Here is a 24,781-nt window from a genome sequence, read left to right as displayed (position 1 = left end):
ATCATCCGCAGTATTGTACTCAAGGATCATGTCATTGATGTCTCCAAGGATTTCGGGCGTCAACCTTTTACGGAACTCGACCAGTAGTGATGGAACAAATGGCGGTTCCATTCGGTAACCCGGAAGTCCAATGAAGTATTGGAAATACGGGTTTTCTGTGATCTGCTCAAGCAGCTCCCGATCAGAGCATCCTATATGCTTCCGCAGAATCAATGAGCCAAAAGCCATTCGGAGTGGCTTGGCCGTAACTCCACGGTTACTTGGAAACAGCGCTGCATAGCGCTCTTCAATCGCGTCCCACGGAATGGTCTCGGCTTTCTTTACCCAACGATTCTCGGGATTCATTTGCAGTCACAAAGGCTGGTTGAAATTTGAGAAGGCAATCTGTTTGTTACGATTTTTCTTGTACATTGATGACTCCGGTTTAATCAGGTGCACGGTTTTTAACCGTTTTTACAACATTTCCTTGCACCTGTATTATACTACAGACGAGCCTAAACTGCAGTACTTTCAATTAGTTAAACTACATTTAACAATGTTTCGGCATGCGTGAGCACTCACTATGTAATCTCCGATTACCTCCAAAACTCCCGCTTTTTTATCATTCTCTATTCACTCTATTCGCTACGCAGCGCCTCCACCGGATCGCGCTTTGCCGCTGACCTGGATGGTATTAAACCGGCTATATAGGTCAGTAATACGGAGATTCCTATTAGAATTAACGCCGAATGTATTGGCAGTCTCATGATGTGATCGACATTGAAGTGCGACAGCACGATTGCGTTTACCGGGATGCTCACGATATAGACGAACAGTATCGCAAACACGCCCGATAATAGCCCCTCGATAAAGGTCTCGGCATTGAAGATATTTGCAATATTTCGCTTGGATGCACCCATCGCGCGCAGAATACCGATTTCCTTCTTGCGCTCGAGCACCGAGATATACGTGATGATACCGATCATTATCGAGCTGACGATGAGCGACACACTGACAAATGCCACAAGCACGTAGCTGATCATATTTACTATATCCGTAACCGACGACATGAGCGCGCCCATGATATCCGAGTACGTGATTACTCGCGACTTGTGCCCCGTCCGCTTCATGTGAGCATTGTAGTCGTCGATTCCCTTTATAACAGCGTCCTTGTGCTCGAAGCTGCTTGGGTATATCGAGATAGACTCAGGGCTAGACCTGTCGGCATAGCCCATTTTCTTGAGGTTCGAGTCGTACGTCACGAGGCTCGTATTCATGAACTGGCTGAACAGCGCCGCCATCTGCGTCTGATCCATGTTCAGCTTGAACGCCTTGGCAAAAGTCGACGGATTGACGCTAAACGCACTCTGCAGTGTTCTAAGCATCTGTCCGCCTGCGGCTGCTGCATTGCCCAGCTGCGAACCAAGCTGCTTCTGCATCTCGTTCATCACTTGTCCCATGAACTGACCCATCACTCCGGACATTCTGCCCTGCATATAGTTGCTCAGGGCTCTCTCTATAGTTCCGCTAAATCCACTGTTTCCCAGGTTCTGAGCTATCCGTGTTGCAGTGGTTGATACCGCTGTCCGCGCAGTCGTGCTCGAAAGATACGAAGTTATAATCTCGTCCCGGCTCGCTCCCGGATGTTTCGTTGCGTAGTCGCTCGCATAGGTCGGATAACCCGCGAGGAGAGTGGCTATCAGCTGACTCGTCTCATTTGTGACCATTGTCTGGTCGGCAGGAGACAACGTAATATTTTGCTGCTGCAGATAGGCAGGGAATCCCGCCAGCTCCTGCATCAGACCGCTCATCATGTCCTGAGCGAGTCGCGTCGTATCCACTCCTTGCAGAGCCTTTGAATAATCGAGGCCGGAGAGTGGGCTGCTGCCAAAGGCCTTTTGCAGCTTGGACGCGTCGAACTTGAATGCGCTAGCCAGCATAGACTGGTTGACGCTAAACAGCTTGCTCATGTCAAAGGCAGAGCCGTTCGATGCCTTGAGCGATTCAAACGTCTTGCCCGTAAATACGTCCACATCCGGGTGTGCAAGCTGCTGCTTGACGATATCTGCATCCTTCATTCTGTCAATAATATTAGAAGTTAAGGATGGCAGATAGCTGATACCCGGCATCAGGGCGTTCGTCCTCGACTTGCCGTTAGGTTTGAGAACTCCTACGACCTTGAGCTTGATCCCCTTGTCCAGCCGGTCGCGCAGGAATTCCTTGTTCTTGGACTGGTCGAGCCACGTACCGGTGGCTGAATTGTAGGTGTATATCTCACCCGGTGAGATGACGCTGTATCTCAGCTTGAGGGCATCCTTGTATCTAAAAGGCTTCTGCTGCGAGCGCTCCAGTTCCAGCTTGCCTGTCTGTCTGTACTTTGCCATAGCATCCTTATAAGCCTGGTGGTCGTAATAGCCTAGCTGGTACAGAGTGTAGTCGGCAATCGAACCATCCTTGTTCAGGACGAGAACCGCTTCGTCAGGTTCCTTAGGCCATTTACCCGCAACTACTTCATATTGCTGCCTGAGCAGCTTCTCATCGTCGAGCATCTGCTGGAATCCCGTGTTGGAATTGTTCTGGATGCCGAAGCTCTCATAGTTGGCATCCATATCGTTGGCTGCGTTAACATTTACAGGCTCCGCACCGGTCTTGTCCTGGAAAATCATCGGAGTGATGCCATAGTTATACGTGATAACCGAAGCATTTTTACGAACCTTGTTGTCCTTCTTGTCTAAGAATTTTTTGAAGGCCACCAGGTCATTGCGTCTGGTGTTGCCAAAGACTGAACCGAGCACGTTATTTTGCTTGATTTCCTTGCCGTCTGCCGATTTTGCGGAGCCGGAGTCTGAGTTCGAGGAACCGTTTGCTGAGCCGGCATTCTCGCTTGAGCCAGAGCCGGAACTTGATCTCGCAGCCGAATCCGAATCTGTGTCTGAGCTTGAAGCTGAATCCGCTGCGCCTGTCGTATCCTTGACCTCGACTGTGTCCGAAGCCTTGTCCTTGTCTTTACCCTTATCCTTACTGTCGGCCTTTCTATCATCCTTGAAATTGCCGGTTAGGTTGGTAAACATGCCGGTCAGGTCGGTTGCTGTCTTGGAAATTGTCAGCGGATATGAAGACAGGGTGTCTTCCTCGACCTTAGCTATGTAACCGTTTACTCCGTTGGACAATGCCAGAATCGTTGCTATGCCTATGATTCCAATAGAACCGGCAAACGCGGTAAGGAACGTCCTTCCCTTCTTGCTCATAAGGTTGGAGAAGGACAGTGCGAGGGCTGTCCTGAAGCCCATCGAAGTCTTCTTGCCCGCATCGGAAGCCGCTACCTTGTTTCTGACGCTTGCATTTAGCTCATCCGGAGCTACAGGCTTGCTGTCCTCGAGGATTCTGCCATCCTTGAGGGTGATTATTCTATTTGCATACGACTCTGCCAGAGCCGGGTTGTGGGTAACCATGATGACCAGTCTATCCTTGGCAATCTCCTGCAGGAGTCCCATGACTTGAATTCCTGTCTCGGTATCCAGCGCACCTGTAGGTTCGTCGGCTAAGACGATTTCAGGATTGTTGACGAGTGCGCGAGCTATGGCAACACGCTGCATCTGACCGCCTGAAAGCTGACTCGGTTTCTTATCCTCATGACCCTTTAAACCGACCTTCTCAAGGGATTCCTCTGCTCGTGCACGTCGCTCAGCCGCTTCCACGCCTGTCAGGGTCATAGCCAATTCAACATTTGCTCGCACCGTTTGATGCGGGATTAGGTTGTAGCTCTGGAATACGAACCCTATCCTGTGATTTCTGTATGTATCCCAATCTGACGGTCTATATTCTCCGGTTGAAATTCCGCTTATTATAATCTCTCCGGAGTCAGCAGTATCAAGACCTCCCAGTATATTCAAAAGCGTGGTCTTCCCCGACCCGGAAGGACCGAGAACCGCTACAAATTCGTTGTCTCGGAAAGCTACCGAAACTCCGTCGAGTGCTTTTTGAATAAAATCCCCGGTCCTGTATTCTTTTCGTATTTCCCTTACTTCAATCATTTGCTTACCCTAATCCAAGCTAATCCCGCTGACCAGCTTCCACGGGATATCATAATGCATTGCATCAAAAGCACATACTGTCTACTCTATCTTGTCACACCACCTTATTGCAGACATTCACATAAATATGTCAGCCTATCACCTCGAATACCTTGTGTATTTATGCACCCTATACTGCATATATATAAAAAGGCCCCGGCGAACCGAAGCCTACTCATAGCCGTATGGTCTATCTCCTTAATAGTTCTCTGCGTGAACTTCGAAGAATGACTGTGGGTGAGCACAAACCGGGCAGATCTCAGGCGCCTCAGTTCCAACGCAAATATGTCCGCAGTTGCGACATTCCCACACCTTCACTTCGCTCTTCTTAAATACTTCCTGCATCTCAACATTCTTGAGCAGTGCACGGTATCTCTCCTCGTGGTGCTTCTCAACCTCGCCTACGAGGCGGAATCTGGCTGCGAGCTCCGGGAAGCCCTCCTTCTCAGCTGTCTCAGCAAAGCCCTTGTACATGTCTGTCCACTCGTAGTTCTCGCCATTTGCAGCGTCTGCCAGATTATATGCAGTGTCGCCTACACCGTCGTTGAGCTCCTTATACCAGAGCTTAGCGTGCTCCTTCTCGTTTGCAGCCGTCTTGAGGAATATATCAGCAATCTGCTCAAAGCCTTCCTTCTTAGCCTTAGATGCAAAATATGTGTACTTGTTGCGCGCCATCGACTCCCCTGCGAAAGCCGCTTCAAGATTCTTCTCCGTCTGTGTTCCTGCGTATTTCTTATTAGCCATAACCTATACCTCCTTAAACCATTTTGTCAATCAATTAGTGAAAATGAGCCCTCTGTCATTCTCTACGATGATTGTACCATTTAATATTCAATTGTAGAAAATTATTTTCTTGAATATTCCTTCACAAAAGTTCAATTCTCAAGCTCCTTGTACTTGCCTGCCGGCAGTCTGAGAACGCCGCCGTTCACAGTTCAATAGCCTGTAATCTTATTGATAATCTTCCTGTACATAATATTTCTCTCTTGCTTCCACATTATTCTCAACAATGCTGCTTCATTTAAGGGCAAGATAAATATAGCATATAATTAAATTGCGCGCAATATATAAATTTGTCATTTATGTGTAGATTTAAAGCATATATCGAATAGAGACTACGCAGCCAAAGAGTACTCGCTCTGCGAGTACTCTTTGGTTAGTGCGCCGGGTGGGCGCACTAACCAAAAGCCGGGGGCAGATGCCCCCGGCTTTTGGCGATTAACAAAATGACTTAAATATGTAGGTTGAAAGTATGATTATTATGGCTTGGATTTATCTGCTTATCGTTATTAAGCTTTAATTAATATTATTTTGTACGATTATTCGAACATACCGTTGTCTAACGTATCGGTGTCCGCCTATGCGTTAGCCAGCGCCTCTCCAAGAGCCTTGCACTGTGCCAGACCTGCATCATCAGGCTCGTTGTTGCAGATTACCGGTTCCTCAACGATTACTGCACCGGCAGCCTCCATGCGGTCCTTCCATGAGCGCATCCACTCGCCATCGCCCCAGTCGTATGAACCGAACAGAACGAGCTTCTTACCCGAGCAGCAGCCCTCCAGCTCTGCGATGAAAGGCTCCATCTCTTCCTCTTCAATTACCTCAGCTCCCATAGCCGGGCAACCGAGAGCAAGCTTATCTTCGCCCTTTACATCCGCTACACTCACTTCAGATACAGGTACAACCTTAGCATCTGCTCCGATGCCCTCGCCAACAGCGTTAGCCATAGCTTCAGTATTGCCTGTAGCGCTCCAATATACTACGTACATGTAAACACCTCCTGGTAACTATATTCTGTCATATGTTAGATTTCTCTAACCGGAATTCATTATATTAGATATCTCTAACTTTGTAAAGTACTTTTTTGACTTTTATTAATTCTTTACAATCTAATCTTATGTAAGTGCCCTCAGAAATTGACAGGTCTCCACAACAGTCGAAATAATTCACGAGGCTTAGTAGAAATTCAAAAAACACTCGCTAAAGATTGGCAGGTGTCTCAGGAGCTCGCAAGGCCTGCCGGGAAGCTTCAAACACTCACGAGGATTTACAGGGATACGCAAAAGCTTTCAATAAAAGCTTCGGCAAAGCAAAGTCTCACAAAAGGCGAAGAACGAGCTCCCTTAGCTCGTCCTCCGCCTTTTTAGGAATATAGAGAAAATGTTACTGATGGTATACCTCCCTAACGGAAAGAGCTACCATATTTGCTCCTGTTATATGCCATCTTGATTAAGCCGTATGATAGAATCATGCATCCTCCCGAAATTATTAAACCTACTGTTGCACTTATCATATTATTGTCCTCCTTAATCAAGATTTTTAATCGATTACTAAAATCGTTTCTATTTGTTTTCACGTATATTCTATCTAATTGCAAAGCTTTGTCAACAGTTTATCATGTATTTTTATTTATATATTACAATTAATCAGTCTATCAGGAGGTATATTTTGTGTTATAAAACAAACATTCAGACTCATTCATTGTAAGCCTGCCTAAAATTCCTATATCTATGTTTTTTAATCTACAATTTACTACATATAGTCCTTATTTCAGCCAATTTTTAACTTCCTGTAAGGTCTCTAAAATTACTTAATATCCAGATATTCCTCTATAAATTCGCAGACATCACGAACGCAATCATCGCAGCTTCTGAGCATCTTCCCGGTCTTAAGCCCCTTGAGGTCTTTGCAGATAACTGACGAATTGCGCTCCTTGAATTCGCCTGTGATACGCTTCATCTCCCCTGCAGTCTTGGTTTTGCTCTCACCCTTGAGACTGAGAATAACCGACGCACCTGACAGGCAGCCGCAATGACCCTCCATGCCGCCTAGTCCGCCTCCAAATCCTTGGTTTATCATATACAACAGTTCCTCATCTGCGCCCACGCAGTCAGCGTAGGTACAGGCTATCGCCTGTGCACAGTTATGCCCGTGATGCTTTCGCTCGATAGCGAGTTCACCTCTCTTGCTCATATCACTTTACCTTCCATTTTCTTAATCTTGTCTTGTTAATCATATCATTTCAGCCAGTCACTATCTACCGTTTGTGTTGCCAAATATAACTTGACTTCGATTGTATCATTCCCGCCACCAAGCAGATTCGAGGATTTTACCCGGTAGAAAGTGTAATCGCCGGATGCAGCAACTAAACCACTCCCCCGCCGCCGATGATGGCAGTGTGGGAACCTTGGTATGTCTGTTGTCTAAGCCGGAATTTATCAGTCCAATCTCTTTTCAGGCATATGTGCATAGAATACCCGCCTTTCCGTGTCAAACAGCAGTCCGCTGTTGTCGCAATAAACAAAGAACGTATTCGTATTATCTTGCTATTTGCCGGTAGATTTTTCATTACCTTCAGAATTTAAATTAAGATGTTTATGGCTATCACAATAGTAGTCTATTTATATATTACTTTTCATATCTCAATAAATTTGCACATAAATCACAATCACGAGAAAAAAATAACTTCATCACATACCTCTTCTAAAAATTCAATGTCATGAGAAATTATCAAAATCAAGTTCTTTGTTTCTTGGAAATTTTTTATATTCTCAGCAACTACTTTCATACTCGCATAATCTAATCCGCTTGTTGGCTCATCAAAAAACAATAGATTTTTATTTGAAAGTAAAGCAGATAGAATAATAACCCTCTGCTTCTGTCCACCCGATAAGGTATGAGGATTCTTCTGTTTTAAATTATCGATTTGCATGTTTTTCATGCAAATATTTATTTTTTCAGCGCCGATATCAGATGTTAAATTTATCTCGTCATAAACCGTATCTGTAAATAACTGATTATTTACCTCTTGCATAACCAACAAACTATTTTTGATCCTGTTTTTAGAGCTTAATTGTCTATTGTCTTTGTAAAACCTCCCGGAAGACGGTTTCTCAAGTCCGCAAACAATTTTTGCAAAAGTAGACTTCCCCGTTCCATTTTTCCCAATTATTCCTATAATCTTTCCTCTTTCAAAGCTCAGGTTATCTACCATCAAAATGGTTTTCTTTTTTCTTTTATATAACAAGTCTTTTATTTCCAGTTCAATTGTATTTTGCAAAGAATTTGATTTTCTTTTAAAGTTATCACTATGAAATTCAGTATGCCTAAGCCCTGTTCTTAATCTTTCCTCTTCACTTAAATTTTGAATTTCTTCCATAATGTATTCTTTTGTGATTTTTCCATCTTCCAGATATATTGCTCTATCAGCTACGTTTTTCAAATACCATAACCTATGCTCAGCAATTACTATTGTTTTACCTACCACCTTCAATTTTTCTATTATCTTTGCAAGTTCCTTCATAGAATCAATATCCAAACTGGAAGACGGTTCATCAAAAACAAATATTTCCGGATCTAAAGCATACACACTGGCAATTGCTATTTTTTGCTTTTCTCCACCTGAAAGCTCAAATATGTTTCTATTCATCAATGATTCAATGTTTAAGGCGTCTCTAACTTTTTCAATCTTTTTATTTATATCCGCCCTTTCCAATCCGTAATTTTCTAAACCAAAAGCGATTTCATCTGTGGTATTTGTTGTATAAAACTGTGTTTTAGGGTTTTGAAAAACAGATCCTACTTTTTCAGAAATTTTATATATCTCTGTCTCAAAGGTATTCATGTCGCCGACTTTTACACTTCCATCTATCTCTCCATTACAAAATTCCGGAATGATACCATTTATTGTTTTTAGCAGTGTGGACTTACCACAACCGCTTTTTCCACATAAAAGTACGCACTCTCCTTTACGAACAGATAAATTTATGTTTTTCAAGCTGCAGTCATCATCCTTACTATATTTGAAGCTTAAATTTTTAATTTCAATCATAGCTGATACCCCCATAACCTCATTAAAACAACCATACATATTACAACTGCTAACGATGCAAAAATTATGCAATCGCCTATTTGTATTTTAATAATATGCCTACTTGTCTTTACTGCAGGAGCATCTAAACCTCTTACAATTGCAGATTGAGATAATTCATCACCGATTTCTATAACACTGACAAATAATGGTACAAAAAAATATTCTATTGTTTCAGTCGGTCTATTAACCAAGTTATAAATACTGAAGCTGATCCCCCTTGTTTTCATAGCCATATTTATATGCGACCACTCATCTTTAATTGTAGGAAAACATCTAAATATAACGGAAATCATAATAAGAGCATCTTTTGGCAATCTCATTTTTTGTAAAGTTGCAACAGCTAAAGATGAACTTGTAGAGCTTAAAATCCATTTCCCAATAATAATGCATGGCAAAAACTTCCTGATAATTGCTACAACGAACAAAATCAAATTCACAAAAAAGTGAATATCTAAATTTATTACGATTATTTCCACAGCGACACTAAAGGCAAAAAACAAAATATATTTTAAAGCCGATTTTATGTATCCACTGCTTATAATAACCATCAAACAAAGCAATGTTAAAAAACTTTCATACAATATACTGTTGCCAAGAAATATTAAAATATTTGCTCCTATCAATAAAGCAAGTTTTGTTCTGAGGTCATATGTATGCCCCAGAACAAACTTTTTAACTTCCATTATAATACCCCAGCTGACTCTAATTTTTTATTTAGCACTTTCTTTGTTAGATAAGAACCCAGTAAAGAGAACAAAAATGTTCCCAAAATCATAACAGGTAATACCCATAGTGGGGTTAAGGTTCTCACCGTATCACAAAAACTTTGATCCAATCCGCCTTGTATTACACTCTTAAAAAATGCCTCTCTCATAACCCAAATTGGTATAAATCCTCCAAAAAGATTAAGCGAAAAAAACAAATGACTTATACTGTTTTTCTTAAAATCTTCATAGTTACCGTTTTTTGCAATTAACAAAGCTATAATTCCAGCCGGTATTGATACCAATGGTGCAATAGGAATATGTCCCGTCGCTACAAGAAGTACACTTGGTAACACTGCTGCTATAAAAATAGCTGTGCTTGATTTTGTTTTTGCAAGAAGCATGTGGTAAGTAGGTGCTGCAAATAATGCTACTATCATAGGCATTAGTAAAAACAAAATTGGTATTGGCATCGAAATAGCCCCAATTATTGCATAGGTTACAAGATAGAGTGCAATTAAAACTCCCGCTGTGATAGCATTTTTTGATGATTTTTTCTTTGTTGACATAATAATCCTCCTCAAATGTCTTCTTGACTATTTACCAGATTGCTAAAATTTAATTTAATGTATTAGCAATTTGCCAATGTTTTGATTTTTCTTGATAATCCCAAAGGGATTTATATACTCCTCCCAGAGATAGCAGTTCTTCATGTTTGCCCTGCTCTACAATCTTACCCTTGTCCAGAACAACAATTTTATTCGCTCCAACAACATTTTTCAGTTTGTGGGCAACTACTATAACTGTCTTATTTTTTATTAAATTAGAAATTGCATCTTGAACAGCTACTTCATTCTCAGGATCAAGCGATGCGGTAGCTTCATCAAGTAATATGATTGGAACATCTTTTAATATAGCCCTTGCCCAATATGTGAAACTATTTTTTTCTCCAGATTTGCAATAAGTCTATAAGCAAATTTATGCATGAAATTCCTCCACTGTAAATAAACAAGTATGCAAAAATTACAGATATAAACCCATATAAAGCATAGTTAATAATATTCGTACTCGGATTATTTCCGTTAAATAACTCCCTAATAATCTTGAATACTGCAATAATGGGACCTATACTAAAAATCATCCCTATACTAACAAGGAAAATACCAACTACTAAATTTCCTTTATTAGTATCACTGTAAGAGACAATGTCTCCTATGGATTTCTTTTTTTCTTCATAATTTAACCTCACTTTCTTGCCGAACGAGTTCGTTCAATGTCCCTAAAACGAACACAAGGAAAACAATTTTACATGTTTTCCTTGTCTCAATAGATCATTATATTTATTTTTAAATTTTATTATCTCAAGTGAATATTTCACTGATAATATCAAATGCCCCATCAGGATTATTCACCTCTTTTATTCCATTTATAGAATCATTATAAATTGTTCCTGTTGCCCCATAAAGAATAAATGCAGCGATATTTCTCGCATTTTCTTTAGTAACACCGATACGATTTTTTATCTTTTGTGTCTCAACTCCTTCAATAATGAAATCAGCATAAGCCTCTACAAAGTGTCCAATATAATGCATTAATTCCCAAAGTCTATATGAATTATCCGTTATAGAATTATCTGCTGAAAAATCGAATCTTTGTGCAAATTGGTTGATGTCATTTACAATAAGCTCCCTCAAGGTTTTTATCCTTACTTCATATGCTATTTCCTTGTTTTTTAATATATCGACTTTCACTTTGAGCCTCTCGGAAAAATAACATTCCATACAAGCTAAAAATATGTCTTCTTTGGACTTAAAGTAATAATAAAACATACCAGGGGCGCCATTAACCTCTGAAAGGATGTCTCTGACCGAAACTTTTTCATATCCTCTTGATTCAAAAAGTTTAGTTGCTACTTCTATTAGTTCTTGCTTTCTCTCCTCCGGAGCTTTTGAAATTCTGCTTGTCAAGTTATCACCACCAATTCATTATTGACCGACGCTCGTTCAATAGCTGTATGTTAGCATACTCTAACTGCCAAGTCAATCAACAATAAATTGTAGAAAATCACTTACTGATATCCCTGTCCTTTTCAAAACCTTTGGTTTTCTTCATCTACTGATAAGTATCCAAGGATAAATTCTCCGTACATTCTAAATTGACATACATGGGATTTAATTTGTACATAAGTAGCCTTACTTTCAGCACTTGTCAAATCCATCTCACCATCGGTTGCTTCACTCAGAGGTCAATAGGTCTGTGCTACGTATAGAATTTAGTCAGAATACTGCCGATAATAAGAATAAACGTCATAACAGATGACATGCAGACTGCGACTTTTCCACAGAATCGTCCTCTGTATGCCTTATCCTGATACCCCTTTCCCTTTAACACTGAGTTGGCTGTCATGATGGCAGCAGCCCCTGTAACAATCCCGGGAATACCTGTGAAAAACAAAACTAGGGAAATGATACCCAGTATAAACGATAAATTCGACGTCCTGCGTGACTCCGGAGGTGCGATTTTCACAAGATCCAGCACGTTCTCAACCATCTTTTCTCCGTCACGATGTTTGATTATAGGGCATTTTTGCTTTTTGGGAAAACCGGTGAGCAGTCCAGCTTCTGCAAACAGCGATTCTATATATGCGGCATATAGCTCGTTAACCTGGGATGCTAATCCGCGCAGCTCTGCTGTCAGACCCATTTGACCATAGCCACCAAGCACCACACTTCCCGCCAGATCAATCTGTCCTTCAAGATTGGGCATCACAGTAATAATAACCTTATCTTTATGCGGATAACTAGATATCACATATCTTTTAGTCGCAGGAAGCAGGATGTAATCTCTGAACGCACCAACAGCAGGTCTGCCTAAAACGAAGTCGTTATATGTTGTCTTATCCCAACATTGCTGCATGAACTCATACAATTCTTGCAGCGTTAAGGTCCGATTTATATTAATTACTTCACGCACTTTCATAGCACTACCTCCCAATTCAAGTTAATCCAAATAGCCCTCGTTTTTCAGCAGTGTGCGAAGATGCTCTGTGTAACGAAGCAGGGCTTCTTCTGCCGGTCCTTTTCTTTCCTTATGAATGGACATTGTTTTTTGAATTGACCAGACTCCGGTCAATGCGTTGCTTGTCACGAGGGAAGATATCAAGCTTTCCTCAAAGCCTTCCTGATTTTCAGTAACTGAAAGAATGATCTTGTCTTTTCTGTTGAATAATTCTCCGGCTGAATGAGGTACAACAAGTACAACGTGACGGGCAGTTGCAGGAAGAATGACAGCCTGACCCGCAGCTAATGATGTGGGCTTGCCAACCGTGAAGTTGTTGTAATGCAGAGTATCCCAGTGAATTTTCATAAACTCTACCAACTCATCAAGGGTGAAAGAGCGGTTAGGGTAAAGGTATTGTAATCCTTTCATAGTCATATCCATTCCTTTCGCGTTTTTGACACTCAAGGCACAAAACATTATAAAAACATGTTGGCTACCCTGAGCTTTTCTTATAGGTGTAACTCATAGTGTTTCGAGGTAAAAGCCTACCTTATTGGTGGGAAACCGCATATTGACCGCATCCTTAATTGTTTGTATATTCGTATATTTTTACATTATCATAGGTCACAGCCATTTTTTACAGATAAAACCAAAAAGGTTGTGCCAAATTCATGGCATATTATGTGTCATATATATTGAACCGGTTTGGCATGGCTGCTATAATAATCGAAAATTCTATGTGGAGGGTGGCATATGTTTGCAGAGCGGTTTGATGCGCTGATGAATATTGCGGAGGTTTCCAACAGCCTGCTGAGCAGAGCTGTCCATATAAACAGCTCACACATCGGAAGACTTCGCACCGGTGCGAGGCCGCTGCCGAAAAAGCACGAATATTTGGAGCCCATGTGCCGGTATCTTGCGGAACATATCAAAAAAGAGTACCAGTGCAGTGCACTGCAGAAGCTTACGGGCATCGGAGACACCGCATTTAACTCTGTGGAACACATGGCGCGATATCTGGAGCAATGGCTTCTGGAAACGGAGAATGATACCGCCGCCACAACCGGCAGACTGATTTCCGGCTTTTCGCGGGTTGTCTTTAGTCCAGCTGCTGCCCCGGGCAACTTAAGCGTTGAGGAAGCACCGCGGAAATATGCCCGACATCTTTACGGAAATGCCGGTAAGCGCAAGGCGGTGGAGCAATTCTTTCTGATGATATTGCAAGAGAAAAAACCACAGACGCTGCTGTTGTTTTCCGACGAAAGCATGGCCTGGCTTTATGAGGATCCGGCCTTTTCTGCTCGATGGATGGAACTGTTCAAGCAGGTCATTCTGAAAGGCAACCGGGTTCGGATTATCCATACCGTGTCGCGGGATTTCAACGAACTTATGGAAGCCGTCACAAAGTGGATCCCCATCTATATGACGGGCATGATTGAGCCATACTACTATCCGCGGCTGCGGGATGGTGTCTTTCAACGGACGATGTTCATTGCTCCGGATACAGCGGCTGTCATTTCCTCATCCGTACATCAGGACACGGAAGGGATGCTCCACATCTTCCTGACGGATAGAACGGCGGTCAGTGCACTTGTAACGGAATACGAGCGTTACCTCACGCTTTGCCGCCCTCTCATGCGCATTTTTACGGGGCAGGAGACGGAGCGATTTCACAGAGATTTTTTCGGTCTTGCCTATGTTGAGGGAAGCGTTCGCCTGCGCTGTGCCATGCCGCCGCTGTTTACCATGCCGGAGGCACTTGTCCGTGAATTGACGACGCAGACCGGAAGTGGGGAGCTGTTTCAACTGTGGGAGCGGATCCTTGCCTTATTCTGCAGGAATATACAAAAGCAGCGTATTACACTGACGCTGTTGGATCCGGAGCTTGCTCTGCTGACGCCCTCTCGTCTAAAGCTGCCTCTGGCAGAAGCGTTTTCTATCCACGACTTTACCTATACGCGAGAGCAGTATCTGGCACACTGGGAATGGCTGAAATTGCTGGAAAGGCAGTATGAGAATCTGACTGTCACTCTCAGCAGTGAACCGGACTTCCATACACTGCTATATGTGAAGGATGATGCCGGAGTTGTGATGGCAAAAGCTGACATGCCCTTGGCGGCGTTTATAACCAGCGAAAGAAATATGGTTAATGCCTTTTGGGATTATCTGAACGGGTAAATTTACCTCGGAAAAAACTCATTGATTTATGGTCAGATGCTCCAAAAGGTTTGATAACGGTACATCAAAATATCTTTATGGGATGCGGTGAATCCTATAATTCGCAAATGGCAAGAAAATAAAGATAACATTTCCGGGGCAATGAAGGTCTGCTACATTGCCCCATTCATTTTAATCGCCGTTCGTTCTCACTCAAAATATTTTCTGACTGAATTGTACGCATGCTCCACCCTCCTCCTAATATATAAAGTGTAGTGGTCAGTAACCTCACATCCAGCGAGGAACTGCTCATCTCATTATTAAAGCTGTTAAAATGTAGTGGCATGGTTTTGGCGTAGTCCTCCTTGGACTTTTATGTCCGTCGGAAAGCCTGCCGTCCGGTCACTCATTTGCAGCTGTTTGGTTTATGTAGGTTGAACCGCTCTATACTTGCGTGTTCGTTTGATGCCCAGGAGATTAAATAAGCAATGAGAAAGCCCGGTACCATTGCAAATTTATTCTTTAGGAGGCATAACTATGTTAAACGCTGTAGGTATTGATGTTAGTAAGGGTAAGAGCACAATCGCGGTTCTTCGCCCGGCAGGGGAAATTGTACGTAAGCCCTTTGATGTAAGGCACACTCCAAAGGAGCTTTCTATCTTGTCCTCGTATATCCAACACCTTGAAGGCGATACTCGCATTGTCATGGAATGTACCGGTCATTATCACGAACCGATTCTTAAAGTTCTTTCTGATTCAGGTTTCTTCGTTTCTGCTGTAAATCCTCATCTCATTAAAGAGTATGACGGCGATAATTCTCTTAGAAAGGTCAAGTCTGATTCTGCCGATGCAAAGAAGGTTGCAGGATATACACTTGACAAGTGGCACCTTCTTCGTCAATATTCAGCTATGGATAATACACGCACGCAACTAAAAACTCTAAATACTCAGTTCCAGTTTCTTATGCGACAAAAGACAGCTCTTAAGAACAATCTCATTTCATTACTTGATTTAACTTATCCCGGTGTTAATGCATTCTTCGACAGTCCTGTTCGCAAGAATGGTTCGCAGAAATGGCTTGACTATGCCTATTCTTTTTGGCATGCAGATTGTGTAAGAACCATCGGTCTGAAAACTTTTACCGAGCGCTACAAGAAGTTTTGTAAAAGGCAGGGCTACATCTTTCAGCCTGATAAGCCAAAGAGTCTATTTGAATCTTCCAAAGAACTCATTGCCGTTGTTCCCAAAGACCATATTTACAAAGATATGGTTCTCTCCGCTATTGTACAGGTTAATCTCATTTCCGCACAGATTGAATCCATGCGTCTAAAAATGGATGAATTAGCTTCTACTCTGCCTGAATATGAAGTAGTTATGAACATGTTTGGAGTATGTCATACCTTCGGTCCTCAGCTTATGGCTGAAATCGGAGATATTTCACGCTTTAACCATCGCTCAGCTTTAACTGCCTTTGCAGGTGTTGATCCCGGAGTCAACCAGTCCGGCAAGATGAAAATTGACAGTAACCGTGCTTCCAAGCGTGGTGCTCCAAGACTCAGAAAAACTCTTTTTCAAATCATGCAGACATTGATGCAGAATGCTCCTGCTGATAATCGTGTCTATCTTTTTATGATGAAGAAGAAAGCAGAGGGCAAGCCTTATCATGTCTATATGACTGCCGGTGCAAACAAGTTTCTTCGCATTTACTATGGAACTGTTAAGGCTCATTTAGCTTCTCAATCTCAAACCGAATAGAACACCTCCTCTTCTGTTTTTTAGCCGGCGATTAACGGTGGCTCTTTTATTGTGCTTATTTTTACAAAAAAACATTTTTATTTTCCTTTCAAAAAGTGCTTGACTTTTTATTAGTAGGCTCCTAATAATCCAATAGATTTTTCATCTATAGTTATAGAGCAAGCACTTCTCAAATTCCTATTAATCAATACGAATATAACCTCTAAAATGTTCTTATACTATATTATAAATTCTTAGTTGTCTATCAACACTATTGATTAATTTTCACCACCATAAATCGAATCCCAACTTTTTCAAGGCAGCTATTTGTTTTCTTTGATGTTCCGGAGTACCACCTAAAGCTAACCCATAAATTTCACTCTGTGGCCAATTTTCATAGTTTCTATCAAGAAAATTTTCTTGGCATATTTCTCCATAAATAGGCTCGAATATACCATAAGTGTCTTGTGTTAAAAGTCTTGCATAATAAACATTTTCTTTTCCATTTATTTTATAAATTGCCCTTAACTCATATCTCGCCATTCTTCAAACTCCATAAATTCAAATTTGCCTACACCGCTTTAATCTTATCATTTATCAATTTACGAAATTCTTATTTTTACAATATTGTTCCTTCTGAAAGAATGTCTACATATTTTTTATATACATATTGTCTATATCTTTTTTTCTCTTCTACAAGCTCTAATATTTCCATATCCATTAAATTTTCTAAAATTTTATTGACAGTAGGCTTACTAACATGCACTAATTTTTTTATATCCTCTGCTTCTACAAAAGGATGCTTCAATAGATATTCATACACTAAAAGAAGATTTGAAATATTGCCGTTTGAAAACTTTCGAATTCTCTCTATATCTTTCTTTTTAAGCTCGCTAATCTTTTGAATAGAAGTGATTGCATCTTCAGATATTTCACAAATTCCGTCTATAAAAAATTTAATCCATTCTTCAAATTCCCCTTTGATACGAATGTTGTTAAGAAGTTCATAATATCTATTCCTGTTTTTCTTAAAAAAATAACTCAAATAAAGAACCGGGTATTCAATCAAGCCTTGCTCTCTTAGATATAGTATTATGAGGAGTCTTCCCATTCTTCCGTTACCATCTAAAAAAGGATGTATCGTTTCAAATTGATAGTGAATTAGAGCTATCTTTATTAAGTTTGAAATATTGCTATCTTCGTGTATATATTTTTCCAAATCACTTAAACAAATATCCATCTCATCAGGTGCAGGTGGAATAAAACTTGCATTTTTTAAAGTTGATCCTGTGTGTCCAATCCAATTTTGTGATTTTCTAAATTCACCCGGCATTTTTTCTTCTCCTCTAACATTAGACAGGAGAACAGAGTGAATTTCTTTAATCAATCGCATACATAACGGCAATTCATTGAGTCTTTTAAATGCATAATGAGTTGCTTTGATATAGTTTACAATTTCTTCAGTATCTTTTATCTTTTCATTTCTCTTATCTTTTTGTAGCACATCAACAAGAGAAGCTTGTGTACCCTCTATTTGAGAACTTATAACTGCCTCTTTTTGAACATACATAGATACAAAAAGATCAATATCCGGTAGTGTTATTGCCATACCGTCTAATCTTCCCAATAATAAATATGCTTTATTGATTAAAGCATTTATTTCACTATCAAGACTTAATTTTATATCTTGCAAATTATGTGGAACAAAGCATTCGTAATCACTTTGCATTTTCTTTAATTGTCCTGCTCTATTATTTTCCAATCTCAAAATATCCCCCCTAAGTCTAATCTATTTTACTCAGAATAAGCATAGCCGTTTTAAGTAAAATTTTCAAGCGCATCTTTTACTTATATCATCTAGAAGGGGGTCTGAATAAAATCTCTTTTACTAAAAAAGTGATTGGATTTCTAGCTTTTCTAATCGCATTACCTGTTTTTGTTTTATTAAGTGGTGGAATGCATGTCTCGCTCATCTTTTGATATAATTTTGTGTATTCATTCATAACTGACACCTGCTTAGCTATCTTGCAGGTTCCTTTCTTTTTGTCAAAGTAATTTCACCTCAATATTTGCAGCATCAAAAATTTCTTTTACTTCATCAAGATTGCTGCTCATAACAGTTGCTTTCTTAAGATTTGGAAATTGCTGTAGCTCTGTCAAAGTTATTTCATTTAAGTCAAAAGTTTCATCTTCCCCATCCCACTGCGGAATAATATTCATATACACATCATTACCACCGTCCATATAGATTGTTTCTACATAGGGTGCAAATTTCTTTGGAATTTCCAATTTCTTAAAGAAGCTCATTGCAGGTTCAATGATGATGTCGCTGTCTGTATCAATCTCTTCTTTATATCGGTCGGCAAAATCATAAATATCAAATTCCGAATTTAGTAACTTTAAGTCATACATCAACACTTGAATAATGGCCAGCTTGAAATTCAAATTATCAAAATGAAGAATATCTTCTGTATTTTTTTCATTAAGAGTCGTCAAATGTGGCTCTTTTGCATCATCATTTTTCATACTTATCACAATCTTAGTCGCCTCGGATTTAAGGAATTTGTTCTTGTATATAGAAGCAACAATTAAAGGTATTATTAAAACAGGTAAGCACACAAGTGTTCCCGCAAAAGCGACGCCTTGATAGTGATTTTTTGTGTGACTGCCTCCTATAGAAATATTATTGAGAAAATCCGCTGTCCGGCTAAGAATGTTACCTCCACCTAACATCAATAACAACACGAGCTCTAAAGCCAATAATTCAAAAATGATAATCATCATTTTCTTTGCTGCTTTCTTACATATTTCCATTTTTATTTCCATACTGATTAGCTCGGCATCTGGTATATCGGAAAACCATTTTTTTATTCGTTCTTCTTTTGTCATAATTCCTTGTCTTTCATAACTTCAGATTATTCAACATATTTATCTCAATTTGCGAAACTTATTTTACGTTATCATAAAGTAGTCAAAGTAATTGCTTACTGTAAACTGAGATGTCTTTATATTTTTCTCTGACATGAAAGTATCAGCCAGTTTTGTCTGGTTAGATAACGAGTCAATAGATGAAGATACGGTATCTAACAAATCATCCATTATAGATGTATCTTTAAGAATTTTACTACGCTCTACTACATCTTTTATGTAAGTGCTCGTAAAAATATTCTTCAAATACTCCCTCTTCTTGTCATGACTTTTAAGTTGCACAAATATTGGCATTCCACCATATAGACAGTATTCATCAAAGGCTTTTCCTTATCATCATAGCAGTATTCAAGGCCTGCTTTCAGTTTCTCGAGTTCTGTCACCTTCTTGTGTTCCTTTATTATAAGTATTTCCCAAAGAATTCCATCAGCTTAGCCGCTTCCTGTTCCACGAACTCCGGCACGAAGTAGGTCGGAATATGACGGGCGCCTTCCACGATGAACAGTTCCTTATTCTCTGTTCCCGTTGCGAGTTCGAAGCAGTCCTTTGTCATATAGAGCGTGTCAGCCTCGCTGCCTGCCATCATCAGAAGCGGAACAGTGATCAGATCCATGTTCTGTCTTGCATCGAAATCTACAAGGTCAAGCAGGTTCTTGATCGGAGCCTGACCGCCGCTGTTGGGATGAGCATAATCTCTGCCATAGTAATACATGCCATCCTTATAAAGACCGTCAGGCAGAGAATCAATGTACTCCTGTGTAATCTGCCCACGAGGTGCAGGATAGACTACTTTGCCTGTCCTTGCTTCTTCGGTTCTTGCGTCAGAGGCTTCCTTCAGCCTTTGCTGGATGGTATCGGCCTGCGAGTTGCCGAGACCGAAGAGACGGACAATTCCTGTGTTGAATGCTGAAAGCGTAGCTACAGCCTTTACCCTCTTCTCAAGCTGAGCGGCCTTGAGTGTATATCCGCCGCCTCCGCAGATGCCGAACAAGCCAATGCGTTCAATATCGACACCGGGGTAGGTCATGAGATAATCCACCATCGCATGGATGTCCTCCCCACGGTTTGTAGGAATATCTGTATTCCTCGGCTCACCCTCACTTGCTCCCTGATATGCAGCATCGCAGGCAATGGCGATATAGCCATTCTCTGCAAGTTTCTGCGCAAACAAACCGGAAACCTGCTCCTTCACGCCGCCGTTCGGGTGAGCAATGGTTACCGCCGGATATTTATTATCTGACTTTTCATCATACCCTGCCGGTGTATAAACATTTGCAGCTACCTTAACACCGTTTACAAGATAATTCACGGGATGAATATTTACTGCGCCTTCAATATTTCTGTGATCGCTCCGTCATAGACGAGTCCCCATTTATTGTCTTCTGCCTTTGCCATTGTTATTTTCCTCCTATGTCTTATTTAAAAACTGTACTCTGTCAGCCATGCAACAGCCTTCTCAACCGTCTCGGCAATATCCTTGCCATCTGCAGTAACGACAACAGATTGTTTATCCAGACCATATACAATATTATTCTTTCGCGGCGCTATCAGATTTGTTCAACAATCTCGCCCACAAACACCCAATGAGGCTGCCATTCGCCGTTCTCATCCACTGGATATACCTTAGAATTGGTCTTGTAGTATTCCCGCACATCGGGAGCGATATCTTCCTTCGCCAGCTGATGCTGATAGATCTTACGGCACAGGAAGGTCATACTTGCCTCCTGATAACCTACGCTGTCTCCAACAGGAACAGGCGTAAGACCGGAAGCCTCCACTTTGTTCCCGTCACGGCCGGATCGTGAACCCAGTATTCCCAGTGCCCTTTTGCAGGTGGGCGGAAAGAAACTGACCGTAAATATTTCACTGGCAGTCAATATCTCACGGGTATAACGAGTCGGATATAGATATACGGTAATGACTGATCCGTTCTTGCCCGGTCTGGTCCAAAGAGTCCCCATGCTACCCCAGTTGACGGTGCAGGAGTTAAAATGCTCCATATTGCCTGCGGTTACAACCGCCCACTGCTTTTCAAACAGTTCAAAAATCTTGTAGTCCTTTTCTTCAAATGAACTCATATCCCTGATTCCTCCGTCTATTCTCTTGTGAATTTCTTGTCCTCTTCGTTTTCTTCAATACTGACATACCTCTCTACCGTCATATGCAAATCGTATTTGTCTCTTAGCTCAGAAATCGTTTGCATCATCGGTGACGCATGGTGTGCGTCAAGTGCTGTCTGATCTTTCCATGAGTCGGTGAGCAGTATCGTCTCCGGATCGTCGAAAGAGATGTAATATTCGTAGCGGAGATTCCCCGCTTCCGCACGGATTGCTGTGACTGTTCCGCTGGAAACCATTTCTTCTGCAAACTTCCGGGCAGACCCGTCTTTTCCAGTATATCTTAAATGAACTGTGATCGCCATCTGGTTTTCTCCTGTCTCACACTTTCACGTTCTTAGGATGGCAGCATTTGAAGTATGATACCTCTATATGCATGAACTTGGATTTGTAGAAACTAAAGTTTACAAACACTAATATTCTTTTTTATCGCTCCAATTTGCTTTCTTTATCATAAGCAAAACATATCTTATTTCCTATTTCTGAATATGTTTTTTATGGTCAAGCCACACTACAAGCAACAAAAGTGCACAAGAAGCAACAAAACCAAGCATCCACCAGCCTGTATATTGAAAACTCTCCTTAATCATAAAAACTAATTCAGAAAAACTAGTGCCTTTATAAAGAAAAGAAAGAAATATTAAACTAAAAAAAGTAATCCACGTACTAAAAACCATAGAAGCCATCATCTTTAGTTTCCATCTCCACGGTGCTCTATTTCCACCTTCTTTAGAATAGCCTTTCCCAATCAAGAAAATAGAATAACCTGCCGGAATCAAAACTAATATTATTGAGGCGTGCATTCCCCGTGTAATCCATAAACGCCAGTTTTGTAATGCAATTCTCAAATTAGGGATTTGCTCTGAAGCAATGAATATCAATACAAGTATTGAATACGCGAGCATCATACCAAACAAATATTTGAGAACTCCGTTTCTTATTTTATCTAGGCAAATTCTCTTAAAAAGGAACAATATAATTCCCCAAATTAACACAATCGCCCAGCACAATAAAGACGCTTCCGCTGTATTCATATTTGCCTCTTTCACGATTCATCATAAATCACAGACATCTGTCTCACAGCCACAACTCCCCGACATCTAACTCGGCAACTCAACTCTCACACTTTTTGACCTGATTTGCCTTTGGATAAGTTACCGAGAAGCGTTTGGCTCGACAGGCCCTTATTGATGTCAGTCATCGGGAACCTGTTCAGACTAATATGGTATGTACCAAAATATTTCCATTTGTTTGTGGAAACATATCAACAAATTCTGTAGCAAAAAATCCAGATACATTCCGCTATCCATATCACAGTCTGAACCTCACCTGTCCACGGAAAAAGTTCACCTTTTTTATTCACCCCTAATATTGTATTGCTCTCAACATAAAAGTCAAATCTTGCGAGGAGCCTTCTACATCTAAATCATATTCTTCCTCATGCCATCCCGCATCTGATTCCTCAAGCGTATCGTAGTATCGATCCTTTGTTTTCTCTATCTGCTTTTCGATACTAATATATTTTCCAACGCTATAACCGTTTTTATACAATAGGAGCAATGTCAGCAGTCTGTTCATTCTCCCGTTGCCATCATTGAATGGATGGATGCAAAGAAAATCACAGATAAATGTTGGGATCAATATCAAAGAATCTATTTTCTCATTTGCTATAGCCTGCTCATATGCGTTGCATAAATTCTCCACAGCTCCCGGTGTGTCATAAGGTGCAATCGGAGTGAATCTGGTAACCACTGCTTCATCATGCTTTGTTTCATTGATATAGTTCTGAACCTTCTTAAAATGTCCGCCATAAGAAAAGTCTGCCCTCTTTAGAAGATCACGATGAATCTGCAATATATAAGAAGGACGAACCGGAATATATTCATTGCTCTCATGAATTGTATTCAGCACATCCCTGTAGCCCATGATCTCATCCTCATCACGATTCCTGGGCATTGCCTTTTCTTCAAACAACTGTTTCATCCTGGATTCACGGGAATCCAGGGTGAAAAGAAGAAATTCTAAATGGGCTTATTTCAGTTATTCTGTTGATGGAAAAAATATTTATCTAAAAAATAGGATACATGTGTCAATGAGTACAAAAATTGTTGAAAAAAATAAAATGTGATAAAAGAATTCTTGAAAAATTATATGGTTTTTCAGTAAAATGGTAAGTGAGAAAGGATAAATTATGGAATTAGATTTTTTACAAGATGAACCAAAACTTATTTTGACATATCCTTATAAATTTAAATTTAATATGATAGGCTATTTATCTATGATATTTTCATTTTTTATTATTATGTCGATACTGATTCATCTTAAAAGTTATGGAAGCGATTTTGCAGATAAATTTATTATTGCAACAGTGCTGATTTGTATTCCAATCCTTATTTTTTTTATGGGATATTATCTCTTCATAAATGCAGTGAAATTAGAACTTTATGAAAATAATGTTGTTAAATATTATACCTATGGAAGCAGAGGGCATAGTGTACTGCTTTTTGAATTTAAACTTGAAGATATAGAACAAATAAAAAGCAAAAAACGCCCGTTTAATTGTTCAAAGCTGACTATAAAAATCAAGAATCCTGTTTTTTACGGTTTCCATGAGAAGAAGCTAAATAAACTAATGAATGCAAGTATCATCACAGATAGAAAAAAATCAGAATTTTTTATGCAACAGATGGTTGTAAATTCTAGAATAAATGCGAAAAGAGTAGAAAACTCCTGATCGCATAAGGCTTTATCAAAAGAAATGTGATTAAGAGAAATTTATTTCTTGATTGCATTTCTATTTTCTTTCTTTTTCGGGAATATAGAATTTTTTTCTGTAAATAAAGGTCTTTCGTGAGAAATGTGTAACGGGCCGGTCAGTTTCTTCTAGCTGGCTCTTAAATATTGTCTACCAAATTATTTTTGACATGTCAAGACATACTCGGTTGAAACGGGCATGTCTTTTATTTGAAATCCGGCAATTTCTGCTATTCAGGCAGACGCTACGGATACATGATCGACAACTCGCCACGGACTTTTCCCCGGTTGCGTAGTGGCATTGTCCACTTGCGTGTGGCTTCGAACGTTGCAAGATACAGTGCTTTCAGCAGTGCCTGAGAACCGGAGAATACACTTCTCCGGCGGTTCAGCCGCCTCAGTGTCGAATTCAGTGATTCTACGGCATTGGTCGTGTAAAAGGCTGTTCTGACATCCCCGGAA

The 24,781-nt window shown here is 40.5% G+C and carries 24 protein-coding genes; 3 read left to right on the top strand and 21 right to left on the bottom strand.

The genetic code is table 11. The features are described from left to right. The 11 genes from HMPREF0581_RS07680 to HMPREF0581_RS07630 all read right to left on the bottom strand — a co-directional run. Window positions 1–351 (bottom strand): transposase (locus HMPREF0581_RS07680; RefSeq protein WP_242835211.1); only part of this gene is annotated, 351 nt, incomplete at its 3' end. A 266-nt stretch (window positions 352–617) separates the two neighbouring features. Further along, a complete protein-coding gene (locus HMPREF0581_RS07675; RefSeq protein ID WP_009643713.1) occupies window positions 618–4,013 on the bottom strand; it encodes an ABC transporter ATP-binding protein/permease in 3,396 nt (1,131 codons plus the stop codon). A 237-nt stretch (window positions 4,014–4,250) separates the two neighbouring features. After that, complete coding sequence (gene rbr, locus HMPREF0581_RS07670; RefSeq protein WP_009643717.1) at window positions 4,251–4,796, bottom strand: rubrerythrin; 546 nt, start codon at window positions 4,794–4,796, stop codon at window positions 4,251–4,253. A 614-nt stretch (window positions 4,797–5,410) separates the two neighbouring features. Then, entirely contained in the window at window positions 5,411–5,821 is a 411-nt protein-coding gene (locus HMPREF0581_RS07665; protein ID WP_009643703.1) for a flavodoxin, read from the bottom strand. A gap of 817 nt (window positions 5,822–6,638) precedes the next feature. After that, complete coding sequence (locus tag HMPREF0581_RS07660) at window positions 6,639–7,025, bottom strand: C-GCAxxG-C-C family protein (RefSeq protein WP_009643712.1); 387 nt, start codon at window positions 7,023–7,025, stop codon at window positions 6,639–6,641. Window positions 7,026–7,500: 475 nt separating this feature from the next. Continuing rightward, window positions 7,501–8,883, bottom strand: a complete 1,383-nt coding sequence (locus HMPREF0581_RS07655; protein WP_036382030.1) for an ABC transporter ATP-binding protein — start codon at window positions 8,881–8,883, stop codon at window positions 7,501–7,503. Beyond that, the gene (locus HMPREF0581_RS07650; protein WP_009643723.1) at window positions 8,880–9,608 is read right to left on the bottom strand and encodes an energy-coupling factor transporter transmembrane component T; all 729 of its coding nucleotides are present in this window, start codon (window positions 9,606–9,608) and stop codon (window positions 8,880–8,882) included. Before HMPREF0581_RS07650 ends, HMPREF0581_RS07655 begins: the two co-directional genes overlap by 4 nt. Next, window positions 9,608–10,198, bottom strand: a complete 591-nt coding sequence (locus tag HMPREF0581_RS07645) for an MptD family putative ECF transporter S component (RefSeq protein ID WP_009643708.1) — start codon at window positions 10,196–10,198, stop codon at window positions 9,608–9,610. The genes HMPREF0581_RS07650 and HMPREF0581_RS07645 overlap by 1 nt, the downstream gene beginning before the upstream one ends. Before the next feature lie 792 nt (window positions 10,199–10,990). Beyond that, on the bottom strand, window positions 10,991–11,596 hold the full coding sequence (locus HMPREF0581_RS07640) for a TetR/AcrR family transcriptional regulator (protein ID WP_009643719.1): 606 nt from the start codon (window positions 11,594–11,596) through the stop codon (window positions 10,991–10,993). Window positions 11,597–11,888: 292 nt separating this feature from the next. Continuing rightward, complete coding sequence (locus tag HMPREF0581_RS07635) at window positions 11,889–12,608, bottom strand: hypothetical protein (RefSeq protein WP_036382026.1); 720 nt, start codon at window positions 12,606–12,608, stop codon at window positions 11,889–11,891. A gap of 21 nt (window positions 12,609–12,629) precedes the next feature. Then, a complete protein-coding gene (locus tag HMPREF0581_RS07630; RefSeq protein WP_156791949.1) occupies window positions 12,630–13,058 on the bottom strand; it encodes a hypothetical protein in 429 nt (142 codons plus the stop codon). Window positions 13,059–13,382: 324 nt separating this feature from the next. Between HMPREF0581_RS07630 and HMPREF0581_RS07625 the strand changes: the two genes are divergently transcribed. Then, the gene (locus tag HMPREF0581_RS07625) at window positions 13,383–14,807 is read left to right on the top strand and encodes a hypothetical protein (RefSeq protein WP_036382023.1); all 1,425 of its coding nucleotides are present in this window, start codon (window positions 13,383–13,385) and stop codon (window positions 14,805–14,807) included. Window positions 14,808–15,323: 516 nt separating this feature from the next. After that, a complete protein-coding gene (locus HMPREF0581_RS07620; protein WP_009643711.1) occupies window positions 15,324–16,541 on the top strand; it encodes an IS110 family RNA-guided transposase in 1,218 nt (405 codons plus the stop codon). 264 nt (window positions 16,542–16,805) lie between these two features. Here HMPREF0581_RS07620 and HMPREF0581_RS07615 read toward each other — a convergent pair whose 3' ends face one another. From HMPREF0581_RS07615 to HMPREF0581_RS07575, 9 genes are all read right to left on the bottom strand, one after another. Further along, window positions 16,806–17,063 carry a hypothetical protein gene (locus HMPREF0581_RS07615; RefSeq protein ID WP_036382018.1) on the bottom strand — a complete coding sequence of 86 codons (258 nt, stop codon included), beginning with the start codon at window positions 17,061–17,063 and terminating at the stop codon, window positions 16,806–16,808. A gap of 76 nt (window positions 17,064–17,139) precedes the next feature. Beyond that, a complete protein-coding gene (locus HMPREF0581_RS07610) occupies window positions 17,140–18,282 on the bottom strand; it encodes a Fic family protein (protein ID WP_242822268.1) in 1,143 nt (380 codons plus the stop codon). Window positions 18,283–18,566: 284 nt separating this feature from the next. Further along, entirely contained in the window at window positions 18,567–19,409 is an 843-nt protein-coding gene (locus HMPREF0581_RS08800) for a DUF6892 domain-containing protein (RefSeq protein ID WP_036382014.1), read from the bottom strand. A 63-nt stretch (window positions 19,410–19,472) separates the two neighbouring features. After that, entirely contained in the window at window positions 19,473–19,730 is a 258-nt protein-coding gene (locus tag HMPREF0581_RS07600) for a hypothetical protein (RefSeq protein WP_242835210.1), read from the bottom strand. A 118-nt stretch (window positions 19,731–19,848) separates the two neighbouring features. Beyond that, window positions 19,849–20,757, bottom strand: a complete 909-nt coding sequence (locus HMPREF0581_RS07595; RefSeq protein ID WP_051426976.1) for an alpha/beta hydrolase — start codon at window positions 20,755–20,757, stop codon at window positions 19,849–19,851. A gap of 238 nt (window positions 20,758–20,995) precedes the next feature. Then, the gene (locus HMPREF0581_RS07590; protein ID WP_036382009.1) at window positions 20,996–21,526 is read right to left on the bottom strand and encodes a flavin reductase; all 531 of its coding nucleotides are present in this window, start codon (window positions 21,524–21,526) and stop codon (window positions 20,996–20,998) included. Window positions 21,527–21,543: 17 nt separating this feature from the next. Further along, complete coding sequence (locus HMPREF0581_RS07585) at window positions 21,544–21,870, bottom strand: putative quinol monooxygenase (protein WP_009643718.1); 327 nt, start codon at window positions 21,868–21,870, stop codon at window positions 21,544–21,546. 171 nt (window positions 21,871–22,041) lie between these two features. After that, on the bottom strand, window positions 22,042–22,599 hold the full coding sequence (locus HMPREF0581_RS07580) for a hypothetical protein (protein WP_036382006.1): 558 nt from the start codon (window positions 22,597–22,599) through the stop codon (window positions 22,042–22,044). 331 nt (window positions 22,600–22,930) lie between these two features. Continuing rightward, entirely contained in the window at window positions 22,931–23,539 is a 609-nt protein-coding gene (locus tag HMPREF0581_RS07575; RefSeq protein ID WP_330371677.1) for a Fic family protein, read from the bottom strand. 217 nt (window positions 23,540–23,756) lie between these two features. Here HMPREF0581_RS07575 and HMPREF0581_RS07570 point away from each other — a divergent pair, with 217 nt between their 5' ends. Continuing rightward, a complete protein-coding gene (locus HMPREF0581_RS07570) occupies window positions 23,757–24,299 on the top strand; it encodes a hypothetical protein (RefSeq protein ID WP_036382003.1) in 543 nt (180 codons plus the stop codon). Between the two features lie 265 nt (window positions 24,300–24,564). On the opposite strand, the gene HMPREF0581_RS07565 is transcribed toward HMPREF0581_RS07570, so the two are convergent. Then, on the bottom strand, window positions 24,565–24,781 hold a 217-nt coding region (locus tag HMPREF0581_RS07565; RefSeq protein WP_036382000.1), incomplete at its 5' end, for a transposase.

This window comes from Mogibacterium timidum ATCC 33093, from assembly GCF_000525775.1.
In the GTDB taxonomy this organism is placed as follows: domain Bacteria; phylum Bacillota; class Clostridia; order Peptostreptococcales; family Anaerovoracaceae; genus Mogibacterium; species Mogibacterium timidum.
The sequence above is the reverse complement of the archived record's forward strand: the minus strand, read 5'-3'. Positions and strand labels throughout refer to the sequence as shown.